The sequence below is a fragment of the Mycobacterium sp. NGS40 genome (assembly GCF_059812735.1).
Genome location: NZ_JCALDG010000002.1, coordinates 51,881 through 75,154 on the forward strand (window position 1 = coordinate 51,881; position 23,274 = coordinate 75,154).

Here is a 23,274-nt window from a genome sequence, read left to right on the forward strand (position 1 = left end):
GATCGATAGCCACCGGCGACGCCGACGGTATTGCCTGGACGGAAAACGGTCAGTAACGGCGGGCGTCGTGAATCGGGCCCGCGGCATTCATCGGCACCACCCGTACCGGCACGCCGTAGGTGGACGAGTGAATCACCATGCCGTCGCCGACGTAGATGCCGCTGTGCGACGCGTCGGAATAGAAGGTCACCACGTCCCCGGGCTGCAGGTCCGACAGCGCCACCGGCTGACCGCCGTTGGCCTGCGCCTGGCTCGAGTGCGGCAACGAGACACCGGCCTGCTGGAAGGCCCACATGACCAGTCCGGAGCAGTCGAACCCGCCAGGTGCGGCACCACCCCACGAGTACGGCGTTCCCACCTGGGTCAGCGCCGCCTGAACGACGTTGGCGCGGTCACCCCCAGGGCCACCCGGACCACCGGGAGCCATTCCGGGAAGGCCGGGCATCATCCCCGCCGGCTGCGGAACCTCGCCGGGCGGCAGCGCGCCGGGTGCCGGCGGCGCACCGGGCGGCAACGCCTCCGGGGCGGGCGCACCGGGAAGCGGCGCGGCGGCCGGCATCGGTCCGGGATCGGCCAGCGCGGTGCGCTGCTCCGGCGACAGGGACACGTACTGCGATTTGACGACCGCGATCTGAACCTGCAGCTGGCTCTGCTTGGACTGCAGACTGGCCCGCACCGCGGCAGCCTGCTCGGCCGCACTCTTGGCCTCCGCGGCGGACTTGGCCGATGCCTGCTCCGCCTTGGCGGCTTGCTCACTGGCCACCCGGAAACTTGCCATCTGCGTGGACATTTGAGTCGCCATCACGCGCTGTACGGCCAGCTTGTCGATCAATCCCTGCGGGGATTGCGCGGTCAGCATCGCCTCCATGCCGTCGACGCGGCCACCCATGTAGGTCGCTGCGGCCAGCTTGTTCACGGCGCTCTGGAAGGTGGCCAGTCGAGCCCGCGCCCCATCGACGGCGGCCTGGTCGTCCAAGTGCTTCTTGTCGGCGGCCTGCTGGGCGGCGAGCTTCTCGTTGAGGTCGAGCTGCGCGCTGTGCATGGCCTCGGTGGTCTGCTCCGCCTGCCGGGAGAGCTCGGTGAGCTTTGCCAGGGCGTCGTCGGCCGGATCGGCCGCCACATTGGCGGCACAGACACCCGATAAGACCGTGAGGCCTGCCAGCGTCCCGATGACTGACCGCGTGATGACACGCGAGATCGAATGCGCGGAGCCGAAACTCAAAGTATTGCTTCCTTAAACTGCCATCGACGTTAGAGGTCGAGCTGGGTTTAGGTCTCAAACAGGTTACGAAACGATATCGGCGTTTGTCCAAACCAGATCGTTAAGAAAATGGAAAGATTTATGACATAAGTATGTGAACGAGACGGGGTACGCGGAGCGGTCCTGGGGTTTTGGCACTCAAGGGCATTAGGCGACACCGGACCCGCGATTTCGATGAATCGGCACCAACCGCAACCGCGGCGCCATCCCCACGTCCGCGAGCACCTCGAGTGCGGCCCGTTCGTCTTCCAACAAAGTTTCCGGTACCCCGAGTAGCACGCTGACCACACAATCCCGGCATCCCGGGCCGCGCGCCGCGCAGTCGTCGCAGTCGATCACCACCGGGGCACCCGGTCCTGACGCGGCGACACCTTTGCTCTCGGTTCGTCTGCTGTGGGCCATCGGAATCGGTCCTCTCATCCGGCTTGTCGTGCTCGGCCCGAACGCTAACTGCGGGCACCGACATCTTTTGGTGCGCGCGACACCCCGCGCCCGAAACACCGCGAGTGTCGGCCCCGATGCCTAACGTCACGCGCATGGGTGTGACTGGTGGGACTCAACTGAGTTTTGCCGACTTGGGAGCGAACCGGGAATCCGGCGGCGACCCGAGCTGGACGGCCACCGACGAAACCCCGCTGCGCGAGACCACCTTCGTCGTCGTCGACCTGGAGACGACCGGCGGGCGCAGCCGCGCGAAAGACGGGGCGGCTGCCGACGCCATCACCGAGATCGGGGCGGTCAAAGTCCGCGGCGGCGTCGTGCTCGGCGAGCTCGGCACCCTGGTGGATCCACAGCGCAGCATCCCGCCGCAGATCGTCGCGCTCACCGGCATCACGACGACGATGGTGTGTGACGCCCCGACGATCGACGCCGTGCTGCCGATGTTCTTGGAGTTCGCCGGGGACGCGGTGCTGGTCGCCCACAACGCGGGGTTCGACATCGGCTTTCTGCGGGCCGCCGCCGAACACTGCGAAATCCGTTGGCCCCGACCGCAAGTGCTGTGCACGGTGCGGCTGGCGCGCCGGGTGCTGAGCCGCGAGGAAGCGCCCAGCGTGCGACTGGCCGCCCTGGCGCGGCTCTTCGCCGTCGCCACCCAACCCACCCACCGCGCGCTGGACGACGCCCGCGCCACCGTCGACGTGCTGCACGCGCTGATCGAGCGGGTGGGCAACCAGGGTGTGCACACCTACGCCGATCTGCGCGCGTATCTGCCGAACGTGACACCGACCCAGCGCCGCAAGCGCGTGCTCGCCGACCACCTGCCGCACCAGCCCGGCGTGTACCTGTTCCGCGGCCCGTCGGGCGAGGTGCTCTACGTGGGCACCGCTGTCGACCTGCGGCGCCGGGTCAGCCAATACTTCACCGGTGGCGACCCCCGCGGCCGGATGAAGGAGATGGTGACGCTGGCCGGCGCCGTCGACTATGTCGAGTGTGCCCATGCCCTGGAGGCCGGAGTCCGGGAGCTGCGGATGCTGGCCGCGCACGCGCCGCCGTACAACCGCCGCTCGAGGTTCCCGCAGCGGTGGTGGTGGGTGACGCTGAGCGACGAGGCGTTCCCCCGGCTGTCGGTGGTACGGGCCCCGCGACATGATCGCGCCATCGGGCCGTTTCGGTCCCGCACCGACGCCGCCGACACCGCGCGGCTGCTGGCGCGGTTCACCGGGATCCGGACCTGCACAACGCGACTCGGCCGTTCAGCCCGCCACGGTCCGGCCTGCCCCCAGGTCGAGGTGTCGCCCTGTCCGGCCGCGCGCGACCTGAGCGCGATGCAGTACGCCGCGGCCACGCAGCGCGCCGCGGCCCTGATCGACGGCAGGGACAACTGCGCGTTGGGGGCCGCCGTCGATCAGGTCGGCGTGCTGGCCGGCCATCGCCACTTCGAGAGCGCGGCGCGGCTGCGCGACCGCACCGCCACGACCGTCGAGGTGCTGTGGCGGGGTCAGCGGCTGCGGGCGCTGGCCGCGCTGCCCGAGCTGATCGCCGCGGCCCCGGACGGCAGCGGGGGCTATCACCTCGCCGTGATCCGCCACGGTCAGCTCGCCTCGGCGGGCACCGCCCGGCGTGGGGTACCGCCGATGCCGGTAGTCGACGCCATTGTGGCTGGGGCACAAACGATTTTGCCGGTCGCCGCCCCGCTGGGCGGTGCGCTGGTGGAAGAGACCGCGCTGATCGCGCGCTGGCTCATCGCCCCGGGAGTGCGCATCGTGCGGGTCGCCGACGACATCGGCTGGGCCTCGCCGCTGCGATCGGCCGGCCCCTGGGCGGGGTGGGCGGCGACGGCGCGCTCAGCGCGGCTGGCCTCCCAACAGGCCGCGCGAGAGCTGGACTCAGGCCTGCTGGCTGAACCGCACCCAACGCGCGAGCAACTCTTCGGCGGCCCCGGAGTCGATGGCCGCGCCGGCACGCGCCAGCCCGTCCTCCCACGCCGGCAACCATTCAGCGCGGCTGGATAGGCCCGCGTGCGCGACGATCGCGCCGGCGGCGTTGAGCACGACGGCGTCGCGGACCGCGCCCTTGGCACCGCCCAGCACGGCGCGCACCTCCGCGGCGTTGGCGTCCGCGTCGCCGCCCAGCAGCTGGTCGAGATCGGCACGGGCGAACCCGAATCCCGCCGGATCGAACGTCAGCTTGTCCACCGTGCCGGCCTGCACCCGCCAGATCGTGCTGGTGGTGGTAGTGGTCAGTTCGTCCAGGCCGTCGTCGCCGTGCACGACCAGCACGCTGGCGCGGCGAGCGGCAAACACCCCGGCCATCACCTCGGCGAGGTTGGCGAACGCGCAGCCGATCAGACCGGCCCGCGGCAACGCCGGGTTGGTAAGCGGCCCAAGGAGATTGAAGACCGTCGGTATCCCGATCTCACGGCGCACCGCGGACGCGTGCCGGTAGGACGGATGGAACGTGGGCGCGAAGCAGAACCCGATCCCGACCTCGGCGAGACTGCGCGCAACCTGATCGGGCCCCAGGTCGATGCGCACGCCGAGCGCCTCGAGCGTGTCGGCGCCACCAGACAGCGACGACGCCGCACGGTTGCCGTGTTTGACCACCGGCACCCCGGCGGCGGCGACCACGATCGCGGCCATCGTGGACAGGTTGACGGTGTTGACGCCGTCACCGCCGGTACCGACGATGTCGACGGCGTCATCGCGGATCGCTTCGGCCGGGATGCGCAGCGCGTGACTGAGCATCACGTCGGCCAGCTCGCTGACCTCGGCGGCGGTGGGCACCTTCATCTTCATCGCGACCGCGAAGGCGGCGATCTGGGCCGGGCGCGCATTGCCGGTCATGATCTGGTCCATCGCCCACGCGGCCTGACCGCGGGCCAGCTGCTGCCCGTCGGTCAACCGGCCCAGCAGCTGCGGCCAGGTCGGGGTAACCCCGGAAGCCGTCGCGGAAAACGCCCGGGGCGATCCAGCCTCAGATGAGAGAGCCACGCGCCGATGGTCCCACGTGGACCAACCGACACCCAACCGTCGTTTCCCGGCCCGGAAAAGTTCCACAAAAGCGACGCGCGGAGGCGAATTTCCGCCCCGGGTAGAGTTCAACAACTACAAAGCGTCATACTTGCGGATGTGACGAGTGCTGTAGGGACCTCGGGGACCGCGATCACGTCGCGAGTTCATTCGCTGAATCGGCCCAACATGGTCAGTGTCGGCACCATAGTGTGGCTGTCCAGCGAGCTCATGTTCTTTGCTGGCCTGTTCGCGTTCTATTTCACGGCGCGGGCGCAGGCGGGCGGGAACTGGCCGCCGCCGCCCACCGAGCTGAATCTGTACCAGGCCGTGCCGGTGACTTTGGTGTTGATCGCGTCATCGTTCACCTGCCAGATGGGCGTGTTCGCCGCCGAGCGCGGCGACGTGTTCGGGCTGCGCCGGTGGTACGTGATCACCTTCCTGATGGGACTGTTCTTCGTCCTCGGGCAGGCCTACGAGTACTACCACCTGGCCACCCACGGGACGACCATCCACGGCAGCGCCTACGGCAGCGTCTTCTATCTGGCCACCGGCTTTCACGGCCTGCACGTGACCGGCGGGCTCATCGCCTTCATATTCCTGCTGGCCCGCACCGGGATGAGTAAGTTCACCCCGGCGCAGGCGACGGCCAGCATCGTCGTCTCCTACTACTGGCATTTCGTCGACATCGTGTGGATCGCGCTGTTCACCGTGATCTATTTCATCCGATGAGCCGGCGGCTCCGAATACAGGGAAATAGACAGGAGTGCTCGGTTGAAGAACCTGGGGTTCATCCGATCCCGCGGCCGTAAGCCGCAGAGTCAGCCTCGCAAAAAAGCCCTGCGGGAGCAGAGCAGGCGGCGCCTTCGCCGTCGGCTGTCCGGTGGGGTGCTGCTGATGATCGCGCTGACCATCTCCGGCGGGCTGGCCGCCGTCCTGACCCCCACCCCACAGGTCGCGGTCGCCGACGAGTCGAATTCGGCGCTGCTGCGCAACGGCAAGCAGCTGTTCGACACCTCCTGTGTGTCCTGCCACGGCGCCAACCTGCAGGGCGTGCCGGACCACGGGCCGAGCCTGATCGGCGTCGGCGAGGCGGCGGTGTACTTCCAGGTGTCCAGCGGCCGCATGCCGGCCATGCGCGGCGAGGCCCAGGCCCCGCGTAAAGCGCCGATCTTCGACGAGGCCCAGATCGACGCGCTCGGGGCCTACGTCCAGGCCAACGGTGGCGGCCCGACCGTGGTGCGCAATCCCGACGGCAGCATCGCGATGCACTCGCTGCGCGGCGAGGACCTGGGCCGCGGTGGCGATCTGTTCCGTCTCAACTGCGCCTCCTGCCACAACTTCACCGGTAAGGGCGGCGCGCTGTCGTCGGGCAAGTTCGCACCCGACCTGGGTGAGGCCAACGAGCAGCAGATCCTGACGGCGATGCTGACCGGCCCGCAGAACATGCCGAAGTTCGCCGACCGCCAGCTTTCCTTCGAAGCCAAGAAGGACATCATCGGCTACGTCAAGAACGTCACCGAGGAGCGCTCGCCGGGTGGCTACGGCCTGGGCGGGTTCGGGCCGGCACCCGAGGGCATGGCGATCTGGATCATCGGGATGGTCGCGGCCATCGCGTTGGCATTGTGGATTGGGGCACGGGCATGAGCTCGGAAAGCACCGGCGTCGGTAAAGAACCGGACCAGGCCGCACTGGCGGCGATGTCCAACCAGGAACTGCTCGAGCTGGGCGGCAAGATCGACGGCGTCGAGACCGTCTTCAAGGAGCCGCGCTGGCCGGTCGAGGGCACCAAGGCCGAGAAGCGTGCCGAGCGCGGCGTGGCCCTGTGGCTTTTGCTGGGCGGCGGATTCGGGTTGGCACTGCTGCTGATCTTCTTGTTCTGGCCGTGGGAGTACAAGGGCGACGGGCAAGCCGGCAACTTCCTCTACTCGCTGGCTACGCCGCTGTACGGTTTCACGTTCGGGATGTCGGTCCTGTCGATCGCCATCGGCGCGATCCTGTATCAGAAACGCTTTATCCCGGAAGAGATTTCGATTCAGGACCGCCATGACGGCGTCTCGCGTGACATCGACCGCAAGACGGTCGTCGCGAACCTGACTGACGCCTACGAGACGTCGACGATCGGGCGCCGCAAGCTGATCGGAGCGTCGTTCGGCCTGGGCATGGGCGCGTTCGGCCTCGGCACCCTGGTGGCGTTTGCCGGCGGCTTGATCAAGAACCCGTGGAAGCCGGTCGTGCCCACCGCCGACGGCATGAAAGCGGTGCTGTGGACCTCGGGCTGGACCCCGCGCTACCACGGCGAGACGATCTTCCTGGCGCGCGCCACCGGCGCCACCGAGGGTGCCCCGTTCGTCAAGATGCGCCCCGAGGACATCGACGCCGGCGGCATGGAGACCGTGTTCCCGTGGCGGGAGTCCGACGGCGACGGCACCACGGTGGAATCGCACGAAAAGCTGATCGGCATCAAGATGGGGGTCCGTAATCCGGTGATGCTCATCCGGATCCGGCCCACCGACATGCCGCGGGTGGTCAAGCGTCAGAACCAGGAAAGCTTCAACTTCGGCGAGTTCTTCGCGTTCACCAAGGTCTGCTCGCACCTGGGCTGCCCGTCGTCGCTGTACGAGCAGCAGTCCTACCGAATCCTGTGCCCCTGCCACCAATCGCAGTTCGACGCTCTGCATTTCGCCAAGCCGATCTTCGGCCCGGCGGCCCGTGCGTTGGCGCAACTGCCGATCACCATTGACTCAAACGGGTATCTCGTCGCCAACGGCGACTTCATCGAGCCCGTCGGTCCTGCGTTCTGGGAGAGGACGACAACATGAGTCCGAAACTGAGTCCCCCGAAGATCGGTGATGTCCTGGCCCGCCAAGGCGAGGACATCGACAGCCGGTATCACCCGTCGGCCGCGGTCCGCCGGCAGCTCAACAAGGTCTTCCCGACGCACTGGTCGTTCCTGCTCGGTGAGATCGCGATGTACAGCTTCTTCGTGCTGCTGATCACCGGGGTGTACCTGACGCTGTTCTTCGACCCGTCCATGGTCGACGTCACCTACAACGGCGTGTACCAGCCGCTGCGCGGCGTCGAGATGTCGCGGGCCTACCAGTCGGCACTCGACATCTCCTTCGAGGTCCGCGGCGGCCTGTTCGTCCGCCAGATCCACCACTGGGCCGCGCTGATGTTCTCGGCGTCGATCATGGTGCACCTGGCGCGCATCTTCTTCACCGGCGCCTTCCGCCGGCCCCGCGAGGCCAACTGGGTGATCGGCTCGCTGCTGCTGATCCTGTCGATGTTCGAGGGCTACTTCGGCTACTCACTGCCAGACGACCTGCTCTCCGGCATCGGTCTGCGGGCCGCGCTCTCGTCGATCACGCTGGGCATGCCGGTGATCGGAACCTGGCTGCACTGGGCACTTTTCGGCGGTGACTTCCCCGGCACCATCCTGATCCCCCGGATGTACGCCCTGCACATCCTGCTGATCCCGGGCATCATCCTGGCGCTGATCGGGCTGCACCTGGCCATGGTGTGGTTCCAGAAGCACACCCAGTTCCCCGGTCCGGGACGCACCGAGCACAACGTCGTCGGCGTGCGCGTCATGCCGGTGTTCGCGGTCAAGTCCGGCGCGTTCTTCGCGGCCATCGTCGGTGTGCTGGGCCTGATGGGCGGCCTGCTCCAGATCAACCCGATCTGGAACCTGGGTCCCTACAAGCCATCTCAGGTGTCGGCCGGCTCGCAGCCCGACTTTTACATGATGTGGACCGAAGGCCTGGCGCGTATCTGGCCGCCGTGGGAGTTCTACTTCTGGCACCACACCATTCCGGCCGTGGTCTGGGTGGCCCTGATCATGGGTGCCGTTTTCATCCTGCTGATCATCTACCCGTTCCTGGAGAAGCGGTTCAGCGGCGACAAGGCCCACCACAACCTGCTGCAGCGGCCGCGCGACGTGCCGGTGCGGACCTCGATCGGCGCGATGGCGATCGCCTTCTACATGCTGCTGACGCTGTGCGCGATGAACGACATCATCGCGTTCACGTTCCACATCTCGCTCAACGCGACGACGTGGATCGGGCGTATCGGCATGGTGGTCCTGCCGCCGCTCGTCTTCTTCATCAGCTACCGCTGGTGCATTGGGCTGCAGCGCAGCGACCGGGCGCTGCTTGAGCACGGCGTCGAGACCGGCATCATCAAGCGGCTGCCGCACGGTGCCTACATCGAGCTGCACCAGCCGCTCGGCCCAGTCGACGACCACGGCCACCCGATTCCGCTGGAATACGCGGGCGCGGCGATTCCCAACAAGATGAACAAGCTGGGCTCCGCCGGTACGCCGGGCAGCGGCAGCTTCTTGTTCGCCGACCCGCCGTCCGAGGATGCGGCGCTGCGCGAGGCGGCCCACGCCTCGGAGCAACGCGCGCTGACCGCGCTGCGGGAACGCCAGGAAACCAACGGATCCAGCAACGGCGAGCACTAGCCGCCGCTGCGGCTAGCTCAGCCGGTGGTGCGTTGCTGTTGGGCCGCGCGCAGGATCGACCCTGCGGTCACGAAGATGGGCTTCTCCCGGTCAGCGGCACAGACCGGCAGGTCGGCGGCGCAGCGCAATACCATCAGCGCGAGTGCGCTGTAGGTCGCGTACGGGACGATCAGCAGGTTGGCGCGGCGGTCGCCGGCCTCGATGGTCATGACGTGGTGGTGCTTCTGGTCCCATCCCGGCCAATTGAAGTCGGGTGGTCGTTGCAGCGGTTGCCAATTGACGTTGATCGTCGTGATGTCCCCCAGCATCGGAGTCAGCAGGGCAACCAGGCCGGGCAATTCAATGCTCATGCGGTCGGCGCGCGGCCACCACGCGCCGTCGATGACGCGGCCGAGCTCACGCGCCAGCGACAACCGGATGGGTTTGGCTGCGCCGCGACCGCCGACGGGTCGGCTCATCGAAGATGTCGGCTTGCGCTGCTGAGTGTCATAGACTTCACGGGCGATCCCTTCACCGTCGACATCGCCCCCAAAGTCGGGGGCGGCGGAGCGGGGCGCCGATGCGGTTGTACTACCGCTGACAACGAGGCCAACTCACGCTTGACGCTACGCCACAGCTAGGTAATTCCGGAATGTGACGGCGTGACGCGGCCCAAAACCGGGGATGGCTGGTTGATGGCAGTTCAAGACTGGAACGACGCACCCGAGATTCACCCGTCGCAGATTCGGGTGGGTGACGTCATCGGGACGAGTCGCCCCACCGGTCTGCGCTACACGGTCAAGATGATCGGCTCACCGCACACAGGTCCGCGACAGTGGACGTTTTTCTGCCGGGACGACGGAGGCCTGCAGCACACCAGCACGTTCCGCGAGGACGAGTTGGTCCGCAGGTACGCCAAAGCTTCGTGACAGCCGACTAGGTTGCGGCGACTTCCCGGCGTAACTGGCGCACGTAGAGCCATTCGACCGCCGGCATCGCCGCGGTGACGGCGGCGGCCAGCCCGTAGCCCACCCAGGACGGGCCGTCGTGCCCCACGGCCATCGAGTAGGTCGCCGCGGCGACGGCAATCAGTGCGATGCCCATCGTCGTGGTCAACACGACGGTGCCGCGCAACCAGATTCGGTCCACGGCCTCGCCGGACCACTCCCCGTTCGCGTCGGCGGCCGGGGCGCGCTGCGGGCGCACCCGTTCGACCACGGTGCGCGCGTTGGACGTCCGGGTCGGCGGCCTTCCCTGCAGGGCCGTCGACCGAACGATCGGCGGTTCGGCCTTGGTCATCCGGCGGGCCCGCAGCAGCACCGGGATGGCGCCGGCGATGATCAACGCCGACACGACGATGACGGTGTACAACACCCACGGCGTACTGTGCGAATTCCGCGCCGCGCTGTGCAGGCCGCCGCCGAGATCGGCCAGCGCGACGGCAGCGGCCACGCTGACCCCCAGCAACAGCAGCCAGATCACGGCGCACGTGCCCAGCAGAAGGCGATCGATGACATCCGGCGGAACGGTGTCGGACCCGCGACGATACGCGGAGTATCTGCTGACCATCAGCAGCTCGTCTGGGGTTGGTCGGCATTGTTCGACGACAGCACCGTTCCGTCACTGGTGGTGATCGAGCAATTGAGCCGGCTGACCCGGAAGAGGCTGGACGCCTGCACGGAGCCGACGTCGGATTGCGAGATCGGTGTGACCGTCATCGACCACGGGATGTAGACGTTGTGCTGGGTGCGTGAGCGGCCCGAGGCGTCGACGTAGGTCACCGAGATGATGTCGCCCGGCGCCTTGGTCCCGGTCACCGAATAGGTGACTTGCCGCGGACCGGCCGGTGTCGTCGGCGCCGGAGGCGCTGGAGGCGGGGCCGCGGTAGCCGAAGTCGTGGCCGGCGGAGCTGCGGTGGACGGCGCGGGTGGTGGTGGCGGCGGAGGCGGTGGGGGCGGCGGCGTCACCGTCACTGTCTGGGTCTCCGTAGCTGTCGGGGGCGGTGGCGGCGGCGGTTCGGTGGTGGTCGGCGGCGGTGGCGGCTTGGTCGTGGTGATTTCGTCCTGCACGGGAGGCGTCGACGACGTGGTGGTGCCCGGATTGGCCAGTTGGCTGGTGTCGGTGCGCGCGAACAGCAGCGACACCGACACCACCAGCGCGATCGCGGCCACGATGGCGGCCACGCCGACCACCCACGGCCAGCGAGGGGCGCCGTCGTGGTCTTCGTCGTCGTCGGCCGCGTCGTCGTAATTCTCGTAGTCGTAGAGCCTCAGATCGGCCGGCAGATACGGGCCGCTGATGAAATGCTCGGACTCCGGCGCGGAGTAGGCACGCGAATATGCGTCCGTCTCGCCGGTCTGCTCTGCGGCCGGTATCGCGCCGCTGTCGCCGAATGGCTCGAGTTCGTGACGGCCGTGCAATTCGTCGTCGTGCTCGTCTGATTCGTCGTCGGGCTCGCCGCCGGAATTCGGTTCGTGGGTGAGCTCACTGGCCGAATCGGATTCGTCGGGTTCCCATCCCGGGGGTTTCGGCCCGCTCATGTCTGCCTGCCCTGTCCAACTGCGTCACCTGCGCACGCGGCTTCAGGGGTACCTCGTGTCGCACGCGCTCGGGAGATTCTCATGTGCCTGCGCAAACCCTACCGAACCGGGCAGCGCATAGAAGTCTTGGCAAACGGGCGACAGCTCAACTGATGCCCAGATTGTTACCTTTGAGACGCAAATCAGTGCTTCTCGGGGCCCACGTAGTACTCAAAGACCAATCCGGCGGCCGAAGCAAGGATGAACACCACACCGGCGACGATCAGCCAGGGCAGCCACAGCGCGATACCAACCGCGGCCACCGAGCCCGACAATGCGAGCATCAGCGGCCACCAGCTGTGCGGGGCGAAGAATCCCAATTCGCCTGCACCGTCGCTGATTTCAGCACCCTCGTAGTCCTCGGGTCGGGTGTCGAGGCGGCGAGCCACGAACCGGAAGAAGGTGGCCGTGATCAACGCCAGACCGCCGGTCAGCGCCAGCGCGGTGGTACCCGCCCACTCCTCGCCGCCGGTGGCGTACAGCGCCGTCAGTACCCCGTAGAGCACCGCGCAAAAGACGAAGAACGCGGCGATGAATTCGAACAGCCTTGCTTCGATATGCATTGCGTGTCCTAACCGACTGGTTGCGTCTGTTCGCCGCGGCGAGTGTCGAACGGATGAGTGGTCACCGCGACCGGAGACTGGGCGATCGCCTGCAACGCTTGAGCGTTCGTCTTTCCTTCGCTGCGTTGCTGCAAATAAGCCTTGAAGTCATTGGGCTCAACGACGCGGACCTCGAAGTTCATCATCGAGTGATAGGTGCCGCACATCTCGGCGCAGTGGCCGACGAATGCCCCGGTCTTTTGGATCTCTTCGACCTGGAACACGTTGACCGAGTTGTTCTGCTTCGGGTAGGCCATCACGTCGCGCTTGAACAGGAATTCCGGCACCCAGAAAGCGTGGACGACGTCGGCTGAATTCAATACGAATTCGATCCGCTTGCCGGCCGGTAGCACCAATACCGGAATCTCGGTGGGCGTTCCCAGCGTCTCGATCTTGTCGAAGTTCAGGTAGGACCGGTCTTCGGTGTTGATCCCGCGCACCGGGCCGACGCGCTCTTCGCCGTGCTCATCCTTGCCCTCGGGCTTGGAGACCATCGCCTTCTTCCGGGCCTCGTCGGCGCCGTCGTAGGTCAGTGTGCCGTCCTGGAAGTTGACGCTCTGATAACCGAACTTCCAGTTCCACTGGAAGGCCGTGACGTCGATCACAACCTCGGGGTTTTTGTCCAGGTGCAGCATCTTCTCCTGCACCACGACGGTGAAGTAGAACAGCACCGAGATGATCAGGAACGGCGTCACCGTGAGCACCAGTTCCAGCGGCATGTTGTAGCCGAACTGCCGCGGCAGGTCGGTGTCGGTGGCCTTCTTCCGGTGGAACGCCGACGACCAGAAGATCAGGCCCCACACGATGACCCCGACGACCAGCGAAGCGATTACCGCGCCGATCCACAGCTCTCGGTTGAGGTGGGCCTGCGGGGTGATGCCTTCGGGCCAGCCCAGCGCAAACACCGTCTGCCAGCTGCAACCACTCAGGGTGACCGCCAGCACTCCCAGCGTTCCGGCCAGCGCCAGCGGTCGAAATATGCGATGCGACAAACGCTGCGAACGGAACTGCCCGCCGGGTGTCACGTTGGCGCCTCCTGCTCGAACGTCGAATACTACGCAGCGTAGACCACGCCGCTGCGCCCGGCGACTAAACCCCGGCCGGTCGGGCGCCGCGTCGTCGCGACCGGCCCGGTGCGGCGCCCACAAGCGTCACCGAAGTACGGCATATTGGTGGCCGTGTGTGGACTGCTGGCGTTCGTCGCGGACCCGGACAGTGCTGATGCGGCCCGGGCCGACGATGCAGTCGCGCGCGCGTCGCATTTGATGCGCCACCGCGGACCCGACGAGCCGGGCACCTGGGCCGACCCTGGCGCCGACGGAACGGTTGTCTTCGGCTTCAACCGGCTGTCCATCATCGACATCGCGCATTCGCATCAGCCGCTGCGCTGGGGACCGCCCGAGGCGCCCGACCGCTACGTGCTGGTGTTCAACGGCGAGATTTACAACTACCTCGAACTGCGCGAGGAACTGGCCGCCCAGTACGGCGCCGCCTTCGCCACCGACGGTGACGGCGAGGCCATCGTCGCCGGCTACCACCATTGGGGCACCGGCGTGCTGACCCGGCTGCGCGGCATGTTCGCCTTCGCGCTGTGGGACACAGTCACCCGCGAATTGTTCTGTGCCCGCGATCCTTTCGGCATCAAGCCGCTGTTCATGGCGACCGGCACCGGCGGCACGGCGGTGGCCAGCGAGAAAAAGTGCCTGCTGGATCTCGTCGACTTGGTCGGGTTCGACACCGCGATCGACGAGCGCGCAGTGCAGCACTACACCGTGCTGCAGTACGTGCCGGAGCCCGAGACGCTGCACCGCGGGGTGCGCCGGCTGGAATCGGGTTGCTACGCGCGCATCCGGCCCGGATCCCCGCCGCAGGTCAGCCGTTACTTCGCGCCGCGGTTCGCCGCGGTGCCGTTGACCCGCGACACCGAGCAGGCCCGCTACGACGAGATCACCGCGGTGCTCGAGGACTCGGTGGCCAAGCACATGCGCGCCGACGTGACCGTCGGGGCGTTCCTGTCCGGCGGCATCGATTCCACCGCGATCGCGGCACTGGCCATCCGGCACAACCCGCGGCTGATCACGTTCACCACCGGATTCGAGCGCGAGGGCTTCTCCGAGATCGACGTCGCGGTGGCCTCGGCCGAGGCGATCGGTGCCCGCCACATCGCCAAGGTGGTCAGCGCCGGCGAGTTCGTCGCCGCCCTGCCCGAGATCGTCTGGTATCTCGACGAACCGGTCGCCGACCCGGCGCTGGTGCCGCTGTTCTTCGTCGCGCGTGAGGCCCGCAAGCACGTGAAGGTGGTGCTCTCCGGTGAGGGCGCCGACGAGCTGTTCGGCGGCTACACGATATATCGAGAACCGTTGTCGCTGAAGCCTTTTGACTATCTGCCCCGGCCGCTGCGGCGGTCGATGGGCAAGATGAGCAAGCCGCTGCCCGACGGGATGCGCGGCAAGAGCCTGCTGCATCGCGGCTCGCTGACGCTCGAGGAGCGCTACTACGGCAACGCCCGCAGCTTCTCGGATGCCCAACTGCGCGACGTGTTGACCGGGTTCCGCGACGATTGGACGCATACCGACGTGACGGCCTCGGTGTACGCCGAATCGGCGGGCTGGGACCCGGTGGCTCGGATGCAGCATGTCGACCTGTTCACCTGGCTGCGCGGCGACATTCTGGTCAAGGCCGACAAGATGACGATGGCCAACTCGCTGGAGCTGCGGGTGCCGTTCCTGGACCCGGAGGTGTTCGCCGTCGCGTCGCGGCTACCCGTCGAGGCGAAGATCACCCGCACGACCACCAAATACGCGCTGCGGCGCGCGCTGGAGCCCATCGTCCCCGCGCACGTGCTGCACCGGCCCAAGCTCGGGTTTCCGGTGCCCATCCGGCATTGGCTGCGTGCCGGCGAACTGCTGGAGTGGGCCTACGCGACGGTGGACGCGTCGCAGGCCGGGCATCTGGTCGATACCGCCGCCGTCCGCCGGATGCTCGACGAACACCGCAGCGGCGTCGGTGATCACAGCCGCCGGCTGTGGACGGTGCTGATCTTCATGCTCTGGCATGCGATCTTCGTCGAGGGCACCGTGGTGCCCCAGATCAGCGAGCCGGTGTACCCGGTTCAGCTTTAGCGGGTCGTCGAGTGTGAAACCTGGGCCTTGAGTGTGAGGCCACGGCGCCCTGAGCGCACACTCGGCGCCGCGGGTTCACACTCGACGGCTGCCTAGCACTAAGCAAGCACCGCGGCGATCTCGGCGGCCGCCTCGTCGCCGTAGGCGTCCGCCAGCCGCGTCTTGGCTTCCGCGTGGTCCCACTTCCACTCCTGCGTGCCGGTCGTTTCCAGCACCAGCACGGCGACCAGCGAGCCCAGCTGAGCCGAACGCTCGATACTCAGCCCGGCGCTGCGCCCGGTGAGGAAGCCGGCCCGGAACGCGTCGCCGACGCCGGTGGGGTCGGTCTGACTCTTCTCCGGCACCACGCCGACGTGGGTGATGGTGCCGTCGCGGTCGACGATGTCCACGCCCTTGGCACCCAGCGTGGTCACCCGCAGGCCGACCTTTTCCAGCACATCGCTCTCCGACCAGCCGGTCTTGTTGAGCAGCAGCTCCCACTCGTAGTCGTTGGTGAACAGGTAGGCCGCCCCGTCGATCAGCTTGTTGATCTCCTCGCCGGACAGGCGAGGCAACTGCTGGGAGGGGTCGGCGGCGAAGTCCAGGCCGAGCTTGCGGCATTCCTCGGTGTGCACCACCATCGCGTCGGGGTCGTTGGCCCCGATGATGACCAGATCCGGCTTGCCGACCGCTGACACGACGTCGGAGAGCTTGATGTTGCGGGCCTCCGACATCGCGCCCGGGTAGAACGACGCGATCTGGGCCATGTCCTCGTCGGTGGTGCAGGTGAACCGGGCGGTGTGCGCGGTCTTGGAGATCAGCACGTTCTCGCAGTTGACCCCGTGGCGTTCCAGCCACTCGCGGTATTCGCCGAAGTCCTCACCGGCCGCGCCGACCAGCGCGACATCACCGCCGAGCACGCCGATGGCGAAGGCGATGTTGCCCGCCACACCACCGCGGTGAATCACCAGGTCGTCGACCAGGAAGCTGAGCGAAACCTTCTGCAGATGCTCGGCCAGCAGATGCTCGGAGAACCGGCCGGGAAAACGCATCAGGTTGTCGGTCGCAATCGAACCGGTTACCGCGATCGTCACGAAATATCCACCCTTCATTGGTAAGCGCGTCTAGCCTACCTACGCGTTTCGACGGCCAACCAGACAGCGCCAGCGTCGGCGGTCGGCGCACGGGGGTGCGCTAGCCTCCCTAGGGAACTCACCTGAAGTCGCCGGGACCGACTATTCGGGCGGTACCCGCTCGTGGTCGGTGTCTACCAACGTAGGAGATCCACAATGGGCGGTCCGCATTCACCGAACCACGGTGTCGGCGGCGACGGACCGGTGCCCTACACCGAGCCCGTCGACTTCCCGCACGACCCTCCGGTCGGCGAAACCGCTTACGCGCCAGGGCCGGGCAACGAGCCTGGGCGGGGCGCCTACCCTGGCCCGACACCGCCGCCGGGCTACCCGAAGCGGCGCTCCACGCGACGGTTGGTCATCGGGGTGCTGGCGGCCGTCGCACTGGTGGCGGCCATGACGGCGGCGATCGTGTACGGCGTCCGGACCAACGGGGCCAACACCGGTGCCGCCTTCTCCGAAGCCTCGGCCAAGACGGCGATCCAGGGCTACCTGGACGCGCTGGAGAACCGCAACACCGACGAGGTCGCCCGCAACGCGCTCTGCGGCCTCTACGACGGCGTCCGCGACCGCCGGTCCGACCAGGCCCTGGCCAAGCTGAGCAGCGACGCGTTCCGCAAGCAGTTTTCGCAGGTCCAGCTGACCTCGATCGACAAGATCGTGTACCTGTCGCAGTACCAGGCGCAGGCGCTGTTCACGATGCAGGTATCGCCTGCCACCGGCGGCCCGCTGCGCGGCCAGGTTCAGGGAGTCGCGCAGCTGCTGTTCCAGCGCGGCGACATCCTGGTGTGCTCGTACGTGCTGCGTACCGGGGGCTCGTACTAGCCCGGCGTGCTGGACACCGCGCTCAGTTGAAGGAATCCCCGCATGCGCACGAACCCGTGGCGTTCGGGTTGTCGATCGTGAAGCCCTGCTTCTCGATGGTGTCCACGAAGTCGATCGAGGCGCCTTCCACATACGGAGCGCTCATCCGGTCCACCGTCAGCTTCACGCCACCGAAGTCGGCGGTCAGGTCGCCGTCCAGCGAGCGGTCGTCGAAGAACAGGTTGTATCGCAGGCCAGCGCAGCCACCCGGCTGAACTGCGATACGCAGCGCCAGGTCGTCACGTCCCTCCTGGTCCAGCAGGGACTTCGCCTTGGTGGCGGCGGCCTCGGTCAGGATTACGCCATGGGTCTTGGCGGTCGACTCGTTTTGCACCGTCATTACTTCTCCTACATGCCTGTTGTTGGGTAGGTGCCCGGGCACCCGAACCACTCGGTGAGAACCCAATGCCTCAACGGTACCTCGCAGGACCGCTATTCCCGAGTCGCGCCGCCACCTGTGACGCTAATCCCATCAGCTGGTTTGCCGCGTCGGCCAGCGCCAATCCCACCGAACCGGCGTACTCGGCCATCGACAGCGCGGACATGATGCCCGCCGTCCGGACCGCGGTTTTCTCCAGGCCGACCTGACCGGCCAGCACGATCACCGGAATTCCCAGCGGGCCGGCCGCCGCGGCGAGCGAACCGACCACCTTTCCGTGCAGCGACTGCTCGTCGAACTTGCCTTCGCCCGTGACGATCAACTCGGCGATGTCGAGATCGTCGGCCAGATGGGTGTGCTCGGCGATGATCGCCGCACCGGACTCGCAGCGGCCCCCAAGCGCGAGCAAACCCGCTCCGATACCCCCGGCGGCGGCGGCCCCCGGCTCCGAGCTCACGTCGCGTCCGGCCACCGCCTCCAGCTGCAGCGCCCACGCCTCGAGGCGGACTTCCAGCGCCGCGACGGTCGCCGTGTCGGCGCCCTTCTGCGGCCCGAACACCCGAGCCGCGCCCCACGGCCCCACCAGCGGATATTCGGTGTCCGAGGCGGCGATCAGCTCAACACCGGCCAGTTGGTGCCGGGCGACCTCCAGACCGCCCAACTCGGCGATCATGCCCTGCCCACCGTCGCTGCACGCGCTGCCGCCCAGCCCCACCACGATGCGCCTCGCCCCGGCGCGCAGCGCCTCGGCGATCAGCTGCCCGACTCCCCTGCTGTGTGCCGCCAGCGCCGTCTCGGGGTCGGCCGGGCGGCCAAGCTGCGCCAGACCGCAGGCCTGCGCAATTTCCAGGTAGGCGGTCGCCGTCTCCGCATCCCAGACCCACTCGGCTTCGACCGTCGTGTCCAGCGGCCCGGCGACCTCGACGCGCCGCTTCTGCCCGAGCCGGTTGGCCAGCACCTCGATGAAACCGGGACCGCCGTCGGACTGCGGGGCGACGATGAACTGGTCACCCGGGCGGGACCGCGTCCAGCCGGTCGCGATAGCGGCGGCAGCTTCTAGCGCCGAGAGACTGTCGCCGTAGCAATCCGGGGCCACCAACACCCGCATAGCCGGCAATTGCAAACGACCCGGAGAAAGACCAGTGGCAACATCGTCCGAGGCCATCGAGCCGTTGTCCATTACCCGTAGCCGTTCATCACTGTTAAGGGTAGGTCCAACTAACGTGCCGCCGCAGAGCTATCGCGATGCCTGACGAGCCCATTCACCGAACCGGGCGGGTCGCGAAGTAACCTGGCGGTTGTGAAGTTGTTGGGCCGTAAGAAAACCCATGAAGAGGCCGGCGAAGACGATCTCGTGACACCGGTTGCCTCCGATGCCGCCCTGGAGGCGGCATCGCGCGGATCACGCACAACCGGGCCCAAGGGCCGGCCGACACCCAAGCGCGAAGCTGCCCGGCGCAGCGCGAAGAAGGGCCCCGTCGCCCCGGCGCCCAAGACCGCCGCCGAAGCGCGCGCTCGCCGTAAATCGCTGGCGGGCCCGAAACTCAGCCGCGAGGAGCGCAAGGCCGAGCGCACCGCCGGCCGGGCCCGGATGACCGACCGGCGGGAACGCATGATGGCCGGCGACGAGGCCTACCTGCTGCCACGCGACCAGGGTCCGATCCGCCGCTATGTGCGCGACGTGGTGGATGCCCGGCGCAACCTGCTCGGCCTGTTCATGCCGGCGACGCTGGGTCTGCTGTTCGTCATGTTCGGCGCTCCACAGCTGCAGCTCTACATCTCCCCCGCGATGCTGGTGATCACCGCGATCATGGCCATCGACGGCCTGATCCTGGGCCGCAAGGTCAGCAGGCTGGTCGACGAGAAGTTCCCGAGCAACACCGAAAGCCGTTGGAAACTCGGCATTTACGCCGCCGGCCGGGCTTCCCAGATGCGCCGCATGCGGGCGCCGCGGCCTCAGGTCAAGCGCGGCAGCCGTGTCGACTAGCCGTTGCCGGAAAGCCTGCTGACCGCAGTGCGCACCCTGGTGCTCGGCGGGATCAGGTCGGGCAAATCCGAGTGGGCCGAGCAAACCATCGCCGCGTCGGTGCCGGCCGGGCAACCGGTCCGCTACCTGGCCGCCGGACAAAGCGACGCCACCGATCCGGACTGGGTTGATCGGATCGCGAAACACCGCGGTCGTCGGCCCGCGCACTGGTCGACGGTCGAAACCCAGGACATCACCACCGAATTGCGGCAGTCCCCGGCCACCCCGACCCTGGTCGACGACCTCGGCACCTGGCTCACCGGGACCCTGGATCACCACCAAGCCTGGGAGCACGGCTCGGTGGGCGCAGCGGTCGACGAGATGCTGGACGCCGTCGGTGCGTTCGAATCCACGCTGGTGCTGGTCAGTCCCGAGGTCGGGTTGACCGTGGTGCCCGCCACCGCCTCCGGCCGCCGGTTCGCCGACGAGCTGGGCTCACTCAACCAGCGCGCCGCGGCACTGTGCGATCAAGTGGTGTTGGTGGTGGCCGGCCAACCGTTGTCGATCAAACCGTCAGGGACATGATGGAATTCGCGCCGATCTCTTCCCCCGACGCGGCCGCGGCCGCGGCAGCCCGAGCCCGCCACGACACCCTGACCAAGCCGCGCGGTGCGCTGGGCCGTCTCGAGGACCTGTCCGTGTGGATCGCGTCGTGCCAAGGGCATTGCCCGCCAACGCAATTCGCGCGCGCCCGGGTGGTGGTGTTCGCCGGCGATCACGGGGTCGCTCAATCCGGGGTCTCGGCATACCCGCCGGAGGTGACCGCACAGATGGTCGCCAACATCGACGCCGGTGGCGCGGCGATCAACACGCTGGCCGCGATCGCGGACGCGACGGTGCGGGTGGCCGATGTGGCGGTGGACGCCGAGCCGCTCTCGGAGCAGATCGGCGCGCATAAGGTCTGTCGCTCCAGCGGCGACATCGCCGTGCAGGACGCGCTGAGCCAGGAGGAAACCGCCGCCGCGATCGCGGCGGGCCAGCGCATCGCCGACGAAGAGGTCGACGCCGGCGCCGACCTGCTGATCGCGGGCGACATGGGCATCGGAAACACCACGGCGGCAGCCGTTCTGGTGGCGGCGCTGACGAACGCCGAGCCGGTTGCGGTGGTCGGCTTCGGTTCCGGCATCGACGATGCCGGCTGGGCCCGCAAGACGGCCGCGGTGCGCGACGCGCTGTACCGGACCCGGCCGGTGCTGCCCGACCCGGTTGCCTTGCTGCGCTGCTGCGGCGGCGCGGATCTGGCCGCGATGGCCGGCTTCTGCGCACAAGCCGCCGTGCGGCGCACCCCGCTGCTGCTGGACGGCATGGCGGTGACGGCCGCCGCGCTGGTCGCCGAACGCCTGGCACCGGGCGCGCGGCAGTGGTGGCAGGCCGGCCATCGATCCACCGAGCCGGGTCATGCGCTGGCGCTGACCGCGTTGGACCTGGACCCGATCCTGGACCTGCGCATGCGGCTGGGCGAGGGCAGCGGCGCGACGCTGGCCTTGCCGGTGCTGCGCGCCGCGGTGGCCACGTTGTCGTCAATGGCGACGTTCTCCGAAGCCGGTGTTTCGAGCCGGCCCGACGATGCTCCGCCATCTCCGTGATTCGTTCGCTGGCAACGGCTTTCGCGTTCGCAACGGTACTGCCCGTGCGGGGCGGCGCGATGGGCCGCGGCGCCATGACCGCGCTGCCGGTGGTCGGTGCGACCCTGGGCGCACTGGCCGCGGGCATCGCCTGGGGCGGCGCGCTGGCCTTCGGTGCGTCCAGCCCGCTGCCGGGATTGCTTGCGGTGGCGGCACTTCTGCTCGCGACCCGCGGACTGCACATCGACGGCGTCGCCGATACCGCCGACGGGCTGGGCTGCTACGGGCCGCCGACACGCGCCCTGGCGGTGATGCGCGACGGATCGACCGGACCCTTCGGTGTCGCGGCCGTCGTGCTGGTGATCCTGTTGCAGGGCTTGGCGTTTTCGGCCCTCGGCGCAACCTGGCGGCACGGGCTTGCCGCGATCGTCGTGGCGGTTGCCGCCGGCCGGGTCAGCGCCGTGCTGGCCTGCCGGCGCCCGGCGACGGCAGCCGACGGTAGCGAGTTGGGCGTCGACGTCGCCGGCACTCAGCCACTGCCGGTCGTCGCCGGCTGGATCGTGGCGCTGCTGGCGGCTTCGCTGCTGGCCGGTCCGCAACCATGGCAGGGCCCGGCCGCGGTGGTGCTGGCGTTGTGCTGCGCCGCGGTGCTGGTCGCGCACTGCGTGCGCCGCTTCGGCGGCATGACCGGCGATGTGCTGGGCGCCGCAATCGAACTCACCACCACGGTCAGCGCTGTGACGCTCGCGGCACTGGTCCGGTTCTAGCCCAACCGTGTCATCCAGCCGTGCGTGTCGGCGAAGGTCCCCCGCTGAATGCGGGTCAGCGTGTTGCGCAGCGCCATCGTCACCTCGCCCGGCTGGCCGTCACCGATGCTGAACTCGCTGTCAGCGTACTTCACTCGGCCGACCGGCGTGATGACCGCCGCAGTGCCGCAAGCGAATACCTCGGTGATCTCCCCCGCGGCGGCCTTCTTCTGCCACTCGTCGATGTCGATTTTGCGCTCTTCGACCGTGTAGCCCGCGTCAAGTGCCAACTGCAACAACGAATCCCGTGTGATCCCCGGCAGCAGCGAGCCGGACAGCTCCGGGGTGACCAGCCGCGAGGTGCCGCCGCTGCCCAGCACGAAGAACAGGTTCATGCCGCCCATCTCTTCGACGAAGCGACGCTCGACCGCGTCGAGCCAAACCACTTGGTCGCAACCGTGTTCCGCGGCTTCGGCCTGGGCCACCAGCGACGCGGCGTAGTTGCCGCCGAACTTCGCCGCACCGGTACCGCCGGGGCAGGCCCGCACGTAATCCGTTGACACCCAGACGTCGACGGGGTTGATGCCGTTCTTGAAGTACGCGCCGGCGGGCGAACCGATCAGCAGGTAGCGGTAGTGCTTGGCCGGTCGCACACCCAGCCCCGGCTCGGTCGCGAAGACGAACGGCCGCAGATACAGCGCCTCTTCGCCGCCCGCCCTGGGCACCCAGGCGTTGTCGACAGCGATGAGCTGGCGCAGGGATTCGAGGAAGAGCTCGTCGGGCAGCTCGGGAATCGCGATGCGCCGCGCCGACGCGCGCATCCGGGCGGCGTTGGCGTCCGGGCGAAATGACACGACCGAGCCGTCGGCCCAGCGGTATGCCTTGAGTCCCTCGAACACTTCCTGCGCGTAGTGCAGCACGATCGCGGACGGGTCCAGCTGGATTGGGCCGTACGGGATCACCCGCGCGTTGTGCCAGCCCTGGCCCTCGTCGTAATCGACCGAAACCATGTGGTCGGTGAAGAACTTGCCGAATCCGGGGTCGGCCAGGATGGAGTCACGTTCTGCGCCACTAGCGGGATTGGACGCGTGTTGAACGGTGAACTCTAGAAGGCCGCTCGTCATG

General features: G+C 68.0%; 23 protein-coding genes and 1 pseudogene. 12 read left to right on the plus strand and 12 right to left on the minus strand.

From position 1 onward, the window contains the following. Nucleotides 1–49 precede the first annotated feature (49 nt). Complete coding sequence (gene ripC / locus AC5Y5O_RS03715; protein WP_500023812.1) at nucleotides 50–1,222, minus strand: peptidoglycan hydrolase RipC; 1,173 nt, start codon at nucleotides 1,220–1,222, stop codon at nucleotides 50–52. A 186-nt stretch (nucleotides 1,223–1,408) separates the two neighbouring features. Then, nucleotides 1,409–1,663 (minus strand): hypothetical protein, encoded by a 255-nt coding sequence (locus tag AC5Y5O_RS03720; RefSeq protein WP_096288642.1) that lies wholly within the window; start codon nucleotides 1,661–1,663, stop codon nucleotides 1,409–1,411. Nucleotides 1,664–1,797: 134 nt separating this feature from the next. Between AC5Y5O_RS03720 and AC5Y5O_RS03725 the strand changes: the two are divergent. Continuing rightward, nucleotides 1,798–3,651 (plus strand): annotated as a pseudogene (locus tag AC5Y5O_RS03725) (DEDD exonuclease domain-containing protein); the annotation flags it as partial. On the opposite strand, the gene trpD reads toward AC5Y5O_RS03725, so the two are convergent. Further along, on the minus strand, nucleotides 3,589–4,692 hold the full coding sequence (trpD, locus tag AC5Y5O_RS03730; RefSeq protein ID WP_500023814.1) for an anthranilate phosphoribosyltransferase: 1,104 nt from the start codon (nucleotides 4,690–4,692) through the stop codon (nucleotides 3,589–3,591). The pseudogene AC5Y5O_RS03725 and the gene trpD overlap by 63 nt on opposite strands. Before the next feature lie 138 nt (nucleotides 4,693–4,830). Between trpD and ctaE the strand changes: the two genes are divergently transcribed. The 4 genes from ctaE to qcrB are packed head-to-tail and all read left to right on the plus strand — an operon-like array spanning nucleotide 4,831 to nucleotide 9,175. Continuing rightward, nucleotides 4,831–5,442 carry an aa3-type cytochrome oxidase subunit III gene (gene ctaE / locus AC5Y5O_RS03735; protein WP_096288648.1) on the plus strand — a complete coding sequence of 204 codons (612 nt, stop codon included), beginning with the start codon at nucleotides 4,831–4,833 and terminating at the stop codon, nucleotides 5,440–5,442. A gap of 42 nt (nucleotides 5,443–5,484) precedes the next feature. Beyond that, entirely contained in the window at nucleotides 5,485–6,357 is an 873-nt protein-coding gene (gene qcrC, locus AC5Y5O_RS03740; protein ID WP_423790906.1) for a cytochrome bc1 complex diheme cytochrome c subunit, read from the plus strand. Next, the gene (qcrA, locus tag AC5Y5O_RS03745; protein WP_500023817.1) at nucleotides 6,354–7,532 is read left to right on the plus strand and encodes a cytochrome bc1 complex Rieske iron-sulfur subunit; all 1,179 of its coding nucleotides are present in this window, start codon (nucleotides 6,354–6,356) and stop codon (nucleotides 7,530–7,532) included. The genes qcrC and qcrA overlap by 4 nt, the downstream gene beginning before the upstream one ends. After that, complete coding sequence (qcrB, locus tag AC5Y5O_RS03750) at nucleotides 7,529–9,175, plus strand: cytochrome bc1 complex cytochrome b subunit (RefSeq protein ID WP_500023819.1); 1,647 nt, start codon at nucleotides 7,529–7,531, stop codon at nucleotides 9,173–9,175. Before qcrA ends, qcrB begins: the two co-directional genes overlap by 4 nt. 17 nt (nucleotides 9,176–9,192) lie before the next feature. Here the strand turns inward: qcrB and AC5Y5O_RS03755 are convergent, their stop codons facing one another. Then, a complete protein-coding gene (locus AC5Y5O_RS03755; protein WP_370496602.1) occupies nucleotides 9,193–9,633 on the minus strand; it encodes a DUF5994 family protein in 441 nt (146 codons plus the stop codon). Between the two features lie 216 nt (nucleotides 9,634–9,849). On the opposite strand from AC5Y5O_RS03755, the gene AC5Y5O_RS03760 reads away from it, so the two are divergent. After that, nucleotides 9,850–10,083 (plus strand): hypothetical protein, encoded by a 234-nt coding sequence (locus AC5Y5O_RS03760; protein ID WP_096291217.1) that lies wholly within the window; start codon nucleotides 9,850–9,852, stop codon nucleotides 10,081–10,083. Nucleotides 10,084–10,090: 7 nt separating this feature from the next. Here AC5Y5O_RS03760 and AC5Y5O_RS03765 read toward each other — a convergent pair whose 3' ends face one another. The 4 genes from AC5Y5O_RS03765 to ctaC all read right to left on the minus strand — a co-directional run bounded on the left by AC5Y5O_RS03765 (nucleotide 10,091) and on the right by ctaC (nucleotide 13,360). Further along, nucleotides 10,091–10,723 (minus strand): DUF2561 family protein, encoded by a 633-nt coding sequence (locus AC5Y5O_RS03765; RefSeq protein ID WP_500023821.1) that lies wholly within the window; start codon nucleotides 10,721–10,723, stop codon nucleotides 10,091–10,093. Continuing rightward, nucleotides 10,723–11,694, minus strand: a complete 972-nt coding sequence (locus AC5Y5O_RS03770; protein ID WP_500023823.1) for an MmpS family transport accessory protein — start codon at nucleotides 11,692–11,694, stop codon at nucleotides 10,723–10,725. The genes AC5Y5O_RS03765 and AC5Y5O_RS03770 overlap by 1 nt, the downstream gene beginning before the upstream one ends. A gap of 182 nt (nucleotides 11,695–11,876) precedes the next feature. Next, nucleotides 11,877–12,296 carry a cytochrome c oxidase subunit 4 gene (locus AC5Y5O_RS03775; RefSeq protein ID WP_096288656.1) on the minus strand — a complete coding sequence of 140 codons (420 nt, stop codon included), beginning with the start codon at nucleotides 12,294–12,296 and terminating at the stop codon, nucleotides 11,877–11,879. An 8-nt stretch (nucleotides 12,297–12,304) separates the two neighbouring features. Further along, nucleotides 12,305–13,360: an aa3-type cytochrome oxidase subunit II gene (ctaC, locus tag AC5Y5O_RS03780; protein ID WP_500023825.1), complete on the minus strand. Its 1,056-nt coding sequence runs from the start codon at nucleotides 13,358–13,360 to the stop codon at nucleotides 12,305–12,307. A gap of 153 nt (nucleotides 13,361–13,513) precedes the next feature. On the opposite strand from ctaC, the gene asnB reads away from it, so the two are divergent. Further along, the gene (gene asnB, locus AC5Y5O_RS03785) at nucleotides 13,514–15,457 is read left to right on the plus strand and encodes an asparagine synthase (glutamine-hydrolyzing) (RefSeq protein ID WP_500023827.1); all 1,944 of its coding nucleotides are present in this window, start codon (nucleotides 13,514–13,516) and stop codon (nucleotides 15,455–15,457) included. A gap of 98 nt (nucleotides 15,458–15,555) precedes the next feature. Here asnB and AC5Y5O_RS03790 read toward each other — a convergent pair whose 3' ends face one another. After that, a complete protein-coding gene (locus tag AC5Y5O_RS03790) occupies nucleotides 15,556–16,530 on the minus strand; it encodes a carbohydrate kinase family protein (RefSeq protein ID WP_096291218.1) in 975 nt (324 codons plus the stop codon). Between the two features lie 195 nt (nucleotides 16,531–16,725). On the opposite strand from AC5Y5O_RS03790, the gene AC5Y5O_RS03795 reads away from it, so the two are divergent. Next, the gene (locus tag AC5Y5O_RS03795) at nucleotides 16,726–17,394 is read left to right on the plus strand and encodes an Rv0361 family membrane protein (protein WP_096288662.1); all 669 of its coding nucleotides are present in this window, start codon (nucleotides 16,726–16,728) and stop codon (nucleotides 17,392–17,394) included. Between the two features lie 22 nt (nucleotides 17,395–17,416). On the opposite strand, the gene AC5Y5O_RS03800 is transcribed toward AC5Y5O_RS03795, so the two are convergent. Together AC5Y5O_RS03800 and AC5Y5O_RS03805 are read right to left on the minus strand one after the other, a co-directional pair. Then, a complete protein-coding gene (locus AC5Y5O_RS03800; protein WP_096288664.1) occupies nucleotides 17,417–17,773 on the minus strand; it encodes a HesB/IscA family protein in 357 nt (118 codons plus the stop codon). A gap of 70 nt (nucleotides 17,774–17,843) precedes the next feature. Continuing rightward, nucleotides 17,844–18,920 carry a glycerate kinase family protein gene (locus AC5Y5O_RS03805; protein WP_165796421.1) on the minus strand — a complete coding sequence of 359 codons (1,077 nt, stop codon included), beginning with the start codon at nucleotides 18,918–18,920 and terminating at the stop codon, nucleotides 17,844–17,846. Between the two features lie 246 nt (nucleotides 18,921–19,166). Between AC5Y5O_RS03805 and AC5Y5O_RS03810 the strand changes: the two genes are divergently transcribed. From AC5Y5O_RS03810 to AC5Y5O_RS03825, 4 genes are read left to right on the plus strand one after another with little or no spacing between them, the layout of a single operon-like run. Then, entirely contained in the window at nucleotides 19,167–19,799 is a 633-nt protein-coding gene (locus AC5Y5O_RS03810) for a DUF3043 domain-containing protein (protein ID WP_243394145.1), read from the plus strand. 27 nt (nucleotides 19,800–19,826) lie between these two features. Further along, nucleotides 19,827–20,363: a bifunctional adenosylcobinamide kinase/adenosylcobinamide-phosphate guanylyltransferase gene (locus AC5Y5O_RS03815; RefSeq protein WP_096291219.1), complete on the plus strand. Its 537-nt coding sequence runs from the start codon at nucleotides 19,827–19,829 to the stop codon at nucleotides 20,361–20,363. Continuing rightward, nucleotides 20,360–21,424: a nicotinate-nucleotide--dimethylbenzimidazole phosphoribosyltransferase gene (gene cobT, locus AC5Y5O_RS03820; protein WP_096288670.1), complete on the plus strand. Its 1,065-nt coding sequence runs from the start codon at nucleotides 20,360–20,362 to the stop codon at nucleotides 21,422–21,424. Before AC5Y5O_RS03815 ends, cobT begins: the two co-directional genes overlap by 4 nt. Continuing rightward, nucleotides 21,421–22,170, plus strand: coding sequence for an adenosylcobinamide-GDP ribazoletransferase (locus AC5Y5O_RS03825; RefSeq protein ID WP_500023830.1), 750 nt, complete (start codon nucleotides 21,421–21,423; stop codon nucleotides 22,168–22,170). Before cobT ends, AC5Y5O_RS03825 begins: the two co-directional genes overlap by 4 nt. Here AC5Y5O_RS03825 and AC5Y5O_RS03830 read toward each other — a convergent pair. Continuing rightward, entirely contained in the window at nucleotides 22,167–23,273 is a 1,107-nt protein-coding gene (locus AC5Y5O_RS03830) for a branched-chain amino acid aminotransferase (RefSeq protein WP_096288674.1), read from the minus strand. The two genes, AC5Y5O_RS03825 and AC5Y5O_RS03830, sit on opposite strands and share 4 nt — an antisense overlap. Between the last annotated feature and the right edge of the window lies 1 nt (nucleotide 23,274).